This window comes from Prevotella sp. TCVGH (assembly GCF_023522295.1).
Taxonomy (GTDB): domain Bacteria; phylum Bacteroidota; class Bacteroidia; order Bacteroidales; family Bacteroidaceae; genus Prevotella; species Prevotella timonensis.
Genome location: NZ_QFFX01000086.1, coordinates 1 through 8600 on the forward strand (window position 1 = coordinate 1; position 8600 = coordinate 8600).

The window sequence follows — 8600 nt, forward strand, 5'->3', positions numbered from 1 at the left end:
TTGTCCATATGGAAAAAATTAAAGGATTTCTCTTTGCCGTACGACACAGAGAAATCCTAATGACCGATTTGGGTTTATAAGTAATCGTTGTGATTGTTTTAGTGATTTTCTCTTACACGTACATTAGATTCTAAACAGGTGTAGATCTATAGATTCTAAACAGGTGTAGATCTATAAAAATATTGAGAGGAAATCGTGTCTAATTTTTCACCAAGGGTAGCAACCTAACTTTGTCAAGGGAAAATAAGCCTCTGTTCGCAAAATTCAGTCTCTCATTTACTTCCAGCAAACACTCTCCCTCGTAAGAACAAACTTTGGTTCCGTGTCATCACCACGGCCAGAGTTGCACGGTCGATGCCCCAGACCAAGCACGAATCCCCGCAATCACTTTTCCACCGTGCGAGATTGATTGCACCTACCGCTACAAGTTCCCACAGGGCTCACTCCCTCCTCCCTCGAGTATATCAAAAATGGGCGGTAACCAACCACTAGGCGACAAGGTGTCCGTCAGAGCAAAGCGACTACCGATTAAAAGAAAGCAAGCCTTGGTGCCGAACAAGGACAGATCCAAGACTTGCTTGTAAAAATATTTAGGGAAACAATATAGCCGTTAAATATATTGTTCTTCAAGAATACCTACTATATTTACTAATGCTGTGGTTGCAGAAACAGAGAGCATCATATCTTTTTTAGTTGCATTTCTTTCGTGTGTAAGAGCATTAGCCAGTTTATTAGTTGTTTTGGCATACGCTCTATATTCTTCAAAATGAGTTCCGTGAAGTTTGTAGGTGAAATATGCTTCTAACATTCTAAAACCATCGGTTTTTCCAATTGGTTTATTCTGAGAATCAACTGCCCCATAAACATCCTTGTTATAAACCAACTGTCCTAATGAAATTATTATTTCTCGGCATAAAAGTCCCACGGCTTGAAATTCGTCTACAATCTTAGCTTGTGATGAATCTGCCTGAATTTTAGCATAAGTTCTACGTATTCTATCCCATGGAGTAAGGTCAATAACGATTGGATTTCCAGACTGACGAATTGTAATGTCTGAAATTATTTTCTTTAATGGTTTATATAGTTCATTGATATATACTCTTCTGTCTTGCCAACGCTGTAAATTAGAACTATAGTAGTGATACCAATCCCATAAGCTAAAGTATGGATTCGGGTTGTCTAAGTTCAAAGTTTTAAGTTTGTCGGACAACCAATTATATAGTTTTTTATAATCGCCATCCACGAGATCAAAGCTCGGTCCACCTGTGGCAACCTTTATTAGCAGGTTGCTGATTTCTTCTATCTTTGAGAGAAGTTCTTTCTTGCCAACCTCACCTCCAATAAGCGTTGAGTCAATATCCTTAGGAGAAAACCATGGAGAAATTTGAGTAATGAAGCTACTATTATTATCTGCTTTGATTACCTCGTTGAAAGTTTTTGAAATCTCAGATTCAAACTCATTGATTCTATCAGATGTGTAAGCACTATATTGGGAGACAGGCAAACTAACATAGATAGTGTAGCCATACGTTCCACCATTCCAATTGTCATAGTCTGTACACACGACAGATATAGTTCCTTCATCAAGAATAGAACAACAGTCTATGTACCCCCTTTTTTTAAGAAGCTCTTTTGCTGTCTTTAATATGGGTTTATAGTTTATTTCTTCTTCGTAGTAACTCATTAAATTTGAAGGAATACAATTATACGTCACCAAATAGCTTTAGCTCTGACTTTGACTCAACCTTCACTTCCTCCAATAACTCGGTGAGAGTCTTAAAGTATGGGTCTTTTGCGTAAGGAGTCGGACTCTTTTTCACTTTGAACACACTGCCGTCAGACTTATGCACATGCACAATCGGTTCGGTGCTCTCCAAGTCGAAAGCAAGGTAGAAGTCACGCTTTGCGTTGAAGCCTTTGCCGCGCAACTGCTCGCCAGAGACGATGCGCGGACCATTTGCGGATAGCTTGTAGAGTTCCTGACTCTGCTTGTTGTGTAACAACACATAGTGGCAGTGCTCAAAACCTGCGGTTAGACGCAACGAGCCTTGATCCATTCCGGCACGGACATAGTAGAGTTTGTTCTTCTTGATAGTTTCAAGCTGCCCACTCTTGTAGTAGCCCACAAGCACAAGGTCGCTCTCGTCGGGAACAATGGTGTAGGTCAATCCCTTTTGCGGTATGCTGTCCTTGATTTGCTCGTAGCGTTCCTCGGTGCGGAGTATCTGCACGAGGTGGTCGCGAAGCATCTTACCCTCTTCTTCGGGGTGGTCACCATTAGGTAACAGTGGAAAAGCACCGATATTAACTTCCTTAATGGAATCAATAAAGTACGGTGTCTTGCCTCCGCTCTCATTGCGATAGCGTCCAGGGAAAAGGATGTAGCCGCCGATAATCTCCTTGGCAGTGTGCTCGAAGCGATCACTGCCATAGTAGATAGCATCACGGTATCGGTGCATCTGGTTGAGTGCATCTGGTGGCGGATAGTCCGAGATGTTGTAGTCTGTTTCAAGGTTATCGGCATCTTTGTTCGTGTCGTCAAGCACACGGTACTTGGCATCGTAGAGGTAGGTCAGTACAAAGCCGTCAGCCTTTTGGATGTTGAGTACAATGTCAGGGCGTTGCTCCGTGGTAGCAGTATGCACCTCGCCTGAACGACGGTTGTAAGTGTGCTGATAGCACAGTTCCACCACATCGTCGTTGAAGCGGTTGTGGTAGGTAATCTTGTGCTCCACGGTGCTGTCGGTGAATGGCGTGAGCATGGTGTTACGGTTTTCCTCCACGAGTGCTACTTGGTCAGGGTCGGTCAGGTCTATCTCCAACACGTCCATCACCAGTTGCTTCATTTTCAGGAAACACCAAAGTTCGTACAACTCCCAAATAGGACGCACGCCTATCTCGTTGCTGCCCTCATAGAAGCCGAGACCGCTTTGCAGAATGTACCACAAGCGGTATATCTGCGAGTAGCCAGTGCGCTTTTGCAGCACACTGCTCTCCTGACGGAAACCTTTGAATTCGCCAATCTGTCGCCAGATGCGGTGGTGCAGGATGTTCTGCAACCGTTCACCCTTGCCTTTCAGCCAGTCCAGTTCTTCGCCCAAGAGTTGCCCTTGGTAGTTGCGTTGCAACTCGCTCAGCACGTCAACTAGTTTCTTACCAATCTGCTTGACGGTGTACTTCACAAAGCGGTTTTCCTTTGTGTCTATGGTCTTTTGCGTCTCGTCATGGTGGAACAAGTAGTGGTCAAGCGTCTTTGCTGCCTTTTGCTCCTCGTATTGGTTGAGCATCTTGGGCGACCACCGCTTGATTTTATCCACACGGTCGTAATAGGTGATGCGCTCGCCTCTGGTGTTGGGTCGGTTGGTCACAAACTCCAGTGCCGTGATGTACTCGTCAATCACGCCCTTAAAGATGGAGAGCCAAATCATTTCATTGCTCTGGCTGCTCGACAGGCTCAGCGACTGGAACGTCTTGGTGAGGTATTTGAACACAAGGTTTTCATACTCGGCGTTAATCATGCTCATCATGTGCATGAGGTCACGCTTCGTGTCGAGTTTCGGTGATACCACACGGAACTCTATCCACGCCAAGCGTTCGGTCAATACTTTGGGCTTATAGGCGTATTGCAGACGGAAGATGCCTGGCTCGTTGAGGAAGTCGAGAGCAGCCATGAGGAAACCGCCGTCACCTGCGGCATACCATTGGAATGCCTCTGCCACGTCTTTTTGGGTGTGGATGATGCGTGGCTCTCCCTCAATGTCGGTGAAGTGCAGCGTGATGTTGTACTGACAGGTCTCAAACATCACAGGGGGCAGAGCTTTCCACTCCTTGCACTCGGGCAGAGTTGGTACGTCTGCCAACTGCAACATGCCCTCGGCTGACGAGCGGTAGTCGCAGTAGTGCATGGCAGCATCCTCGCCCACACGGCTTTTAAGTCGTTTGAGTGAGTTTTGTATGGAACGTGTGGTGATGGTTATCGCCACATGCCCTACCTTATCTGCGAATTTCAGTACCTCCATGTTTTGTTATATATTATGGCCAGAAACTGGTGAAGTGAGCGCATTCAAGGCGTTCACGCATTTCTACAATCTTGGCGTTGGCTTTAGGATATGCTTCAGCAGTCCATATATCAAGTTGTTCTAATGGCTCTTTCACCAAGTCCTCGTTGCCCTCAATTCGAGGAAGCACCTTCATCATGAGGATGTTGTCGAGAGCCTTGTTATAGAGGCTTTCAAACTCGGTATCCTTGTTCTCCCAGCGGAGGGCGTAGAAGTGGAGAATCAACTCGTTTACTACACGGTAAGCGATACGGAACGGTGTCTTGCCGAGGATGGCTTCAAGGCTGTTGGGTGTTTGAGTACCATCGGAATTGGTTTGACCGATGGTTGCCTTAATCTTCTCTGCAAGCAGTTCACGCTCGTCGTTTATTTGCTGCAGCGCAACATTGCTCTGCGCGAATGGAGCGAAGAACCAACTCTTATCCACTACATCCTCACGATAACTGAGTGCATCGGGCTTCTCCGTGTCAAACATATCGTTAAGATTCACCTCGTTCATCTCTATGGTCATGGCGCGGTCTATCACCTTACGGCTGAACTGATAGGTGGTATCGTCCATGTTCACTGTGCCTACCACAATAAGGTTGCGAGGAATACGCAATCCTTCGTCCATCAGTTTTGCGTAAGTGCTGTGGAGATATACGGCAGTACCGTCGTCGGCTGTGTAGTACCCCGCTCCCGTACTTGTATTGGAACTGTCCTTGGTTGGGAACAACTCTTCATGGAGTTTCTGCTTGTATTTCTCAAAGATAGCAGCAGGAATAAGTGGTTCGCTCTTGATAGTTCCGTCCACATCCTTGCGACTTTCCAATATGCTCAAGAACTCGGCGAAGTATTGCTCCACTGGTGCAAGGTTCATCTCGTCAAGGCACACGAAGAATGGAACTTCGGGGTGTTGCATAGCCTTTACCACAAACTTTGTGAACTTAGTCATGTGGTAATTTCCGCCATCGAGCACCGTTTCATAACCGAGTAGTTCGGTTGAATCGTTCCAATTTGGTTTCACTTCCACCAAGCAGTAGTTGCCTGGCGATGCTGGGTCTTGGCGCAGGTCGCCCTCGTCAGGACAGCTGGCGTATGCCATTTCCTTTACAATGCGGCTCTTACCAGTACCAGAAATACCGGCAAGGAGCAAGAAAGGCTTGGTACGGATGGCTGAGAGGTAGTCAATATTACCTTTAATGTATTCTGATTCTGTAATTTGAGAAACTTGTGAAGAAGAATTTTTAAAGCGGTTATTCATCGCTTTCTCAATATCTCCAAGATGTAGTTCATCACGATTTTTCATATACCACAACAAATATTTGGGCTTAAACGACACTATTCTTTTATCTACAGCTTTTTCATAAATAGAAACACCATTTATGTAAGCCTCTTGTATTTTATCAATTTTTACTTGTACGGATGTGGGAGAATATGCTTCTTGCTCTCCTTTCAATATCATATCAGGATATATACCGACAAAACAAATGTCTTCCTCTGTTTGTGAAGGCTTGTATATACAGATAACATAGCATTCCTTTTCACTTAAATTATCTGTAAGACAAAAGTTCTTAGCTATTGCCAAATCTTTTATATCTGGAGTCCAACTGCCATGATGACGAAACTGCAAACGTTGCTCATTTGGAAGTCCCGGTCTTCCTCCACCCTCCATTTCCGCTACATAGATATAAAATGGCTTATTACTTGAACCAACAATTTTGAATTTGCACTCAAACAAAGACTCGGACATTCCATTCCCTTGCCTTCTAGATAATTCATCAAAGGCAAAGCAATTTGGGAAATACTTCTCTACAGTATCTTGAAAGAGGTTTCCAGAGTCAAATTTATTATAGAAGTCCCCTTCGACTAGGGGAAATCCAGTCGAAAGGGTGTCTATTTTTTTATATACTATTGCCATATTATTGAGTTATTTAGAAATATAGCTTCTTTATCTGTTTTGCTATTGCCTCTACCAATTTTGGGGGAACTGCATTACCTATCAACCTCCATTGATCTGAAAATTTCCCTAGGAATGTATATCCGTCAGGAAATGTTTGTATGCGTTGAATCTCCTGAATACGAAGGAATCGATTCTTCCAATGGAAAGGTCCCATATTGTTAGAGAAACTTGCTTGTATTGTCCACGAGGGTTTCAATGGGGATAGTTTTAGCAAAAATGACCAATATCTTGACCTCCACTTGAAAAGAGGATTAGGATACCCTCTTTCTGCCGTGAAGAAAAGATAATTATCTCCAGGAGGAATTAAAGGGAGCAAGTCTTTATGCTTAGAACCTGCTTGTTTATCTTTATCCTCAGGCAAGTCATAGTCTATATCAGATATAACATCTCCACATGTTACCCATTTTCTTGTACCATTAGTTCCTTCTTCTGAATGCGTTTCTTTTGGAAATTCAAAATCTGGCATATCCTTCTTCACACCAACACAAATGAAGCGTTGTCTGATTTGTGGAACACCATAATTTGCCGCATTAAGTACTTTATATACTATCTTATAGCCTAATCTTTCACTCTCTTCTTGTACCATTTCAAGAGCTGCCTTATGGGGTTTGAATACAAAACCAGCAACATTCTCAAAGAAGAAAAAACGAGGATTTAATTCCTCTAAGGCTCTAAAATAATTACTAACGGTTAGGAAACCACTCTCATCCTCTATTCCACGTTTTTTGTCAGTGCGATAAAAGCGAGATTTAGAGAATGGAGGACAAGGAGGCCCTCCAACAAGTCCATCTACTGGACCATACTTTTCTTTGACCGCCTTAAAATCTACATCTGCTACACTAGAGCATACAACCTCTGCGTTGGGGTAGTTCTTCTTGAAACTATCACAAGCATTTTGCCAATTATCATTGGCAAATATAGTATCGAAACCTGCTTCGTGAAAACCTGTATCAATACCTCCGACTCCTGAAAATATACTTACTAATTTAAGTGCCATTACACAAATTTAATCAAATGTTCAACAAAGGCCTTTGCCAACACAGATGGTACTGCATTACCAATTTGTTTTTGTATAGTTCTCCTTGTTCCAACAAACTTATAGTCCATTGGAAAAGTTTGGATCGCGGCGACCTCGTTAACCCGTAATCTTCTATTATCCCAATGGAAAGGGCCAACCCAAGGACCAGGCTGAGCTGCTATAGTCCACGACGGAGTCATTGGATGCAACTTTAGTAGGAAATTCCAAAATCGTTTATTTGCAACAAACTTGGGATTCGGATATCCATCTCTTGCAGACAATGCTATATAGTTATGTCCTGGGGGGACTTCTGAAAGTTCAAATCCGTAGGTTTTTCCTTCGACAGATTCTTCTACTTCTGTGAACTCAGAACTATCAAACCTACCTATCCAGTCCAAAACGTTAACTTTAGCTGCTTCTTCTGGAGATAATCTCGTTGGTTCTCCCTCTATGGGATTGCGGCTAATCATAAAGATAACACGTTTTCTTTTCTGAGGCACACCGAAATCTACAGCATTTGCAAGGACTCTTTTAAAGTGATAACCCATTTTCGTCAATTCATTCTCAATAAACTCAACAGCTGCCCGATTAGTGGGATGAAGAATACTTTCTACATTCTCTAGAATTGCTCCATCTGGACGAATTTCAGAGATGAGTCTGATATATTCCCCAACCATATTTCGTTCGTCTTCAACTGCTGCTCTTTTCTTATTAGTTATCCAATAGCCAGCTTTAGAGAATGGTTGACATGGAGGTCCTCCAACCATTATTAACTTATTCGGATTATTTTTCTTCAATATTTCCGTATAGTTTTTGGCTGTAATGTTACGAATATCCTCACATTGATGGTCTGCAAATGAAAAGAATTTATTTGCTTTTATAGTTTTTACTGTATCTAGTTCAAAATCAAGGGTTGATATAACCTTAGCTCCAGCCATTTGAGTACCAATATCCAATCCTCCACATCCTGAAAACATAGAAATAGCATGAATGCCACTGTCGCGAATTATATCAATCTGAGGTTCGCACAGATAATTTCTATCTGTATAATCTATATAGATGTTTTCAGCATCCATTTTGCATCCATCAAATGAAGCTAAAGTATTAGCCACTTGAGCGGTGCAAACATTTTTAATGTGTGTTTTTTTGAATATATATGTCGACATTAGTTAAGTTCATTAGTTAGCAAATCTTTTACTGGCACATTTAGAACTTTGGCAATAGCAAATATTGTCTCCAGTGTAGGCTGTACTCTGTTAGTACACCATTTGGAAACAGTTGTTTCATCTTTTCCAAGTTCATTTGCAAGCCATCTGCTAGTTCGTTTTTGCTCAACTAGAACGACTCTTATTCTATTTAAGTCTTTATCCATTATTCGCTTTTATTTTGCTAATGCAAATGTACAACTTTTTATTTTGATTCTATTTGAAAAGCCAAAGAATCTACTAGACAAGCTAAAAAATAAGTGTTTTGTGCAAGTTTCTTAGCATGCAAATGTGAAAAAGCGATAAGTTACTATGTTTGCAAAGGCTAACACACGGAGACAAGTCGGATGCCGCTCTTCGGAGGCTTCGCGCCTCCG

Annotated in this window: 6 protein-coding genes; all 6 read right to left on the reverse strand. The window is 42.5% G+C overall.

Translation table 11 applies throughout. The annotated features are described in order from the left end of the window. Positions 1–610: 610 nt before the first annotated feature. From DEM91_RS11360 to DEM91_RS11385, 6 genes are read right to left on the reverse strand one after another with little or no spacing between them, the layout of a single operon-like run. A complete protein-coding gene (locus DEM91_RS11360) occupies positions 611–1684 on the reverse strand; it encodes a hypothetical protein (protein WP_249858998.1) in 1074 nt (357 codons plus the stop codon). A gap of 19 nt (positions 1685–1703) precedes the next feature. Beyond that, the gene (locus DEM91_RS11365; RefSeq protein ID WP_249858999.1) at positions 1704–4019 is read right to left on the reverse strand and encodes a DUF2357 domain-containing protein; all 2316 of its coding nucleotides are present in this window, start codon (positions 4017–4019) and stop codon (positions 1704–1706) included. Positions 4020–4032: 13 nt separating this feature from the next. Next, positions 4033–5958, reverse strand: coding sequence for a hypothetical protein (locus tag DEM91_RS11370; protein WP_249859000.1), 1926 nt, complete (start codon positions 5956–5958; stop codon positions 4033–4035). Positions 5959–5971: 13 nt separating this feature from the next. Next, a complete protein-coding gene (locus DEM91_RS11375; RefSeq protein ID WP_249859001.1) occupies positions 5972–6997 on the reverse strand; it encodes a DNA cytosine methyltransferase in 1026 nt (341 codons plus the stop codon). Beyond that, positions 6997–8184: a DNA cytosine methyltransferase gene (locus tag DEM91_RS11380; protein WP_249859002.1), complete on the reverse strand. Its 1188-nt coding sequence runs from the start codon at positions 8182–8184 to the stop codon at positions 6997–6999. The genes DEM91_RS11375 and DEM91_RS11380 overlap by 1 nt, the downstream gene beginning before the upstream one ends. Continuing rightward, complete coding sequence (locus DEM91_RS11385; RefSeq protein ID WP_249859003.1) at positions 8184–8390, reverse strand: helix-turn-helix transcriptional regulator; 207 nt, start codon at positions 8388–8390, stop codon at positions 8184–8186. Before DEM91_RS11385 ends, DEM91_RS11380 begins: the two co-directional genes overlap by 1 nt. Positions 8391–8600: the final 210 nt, after the last annotated feature.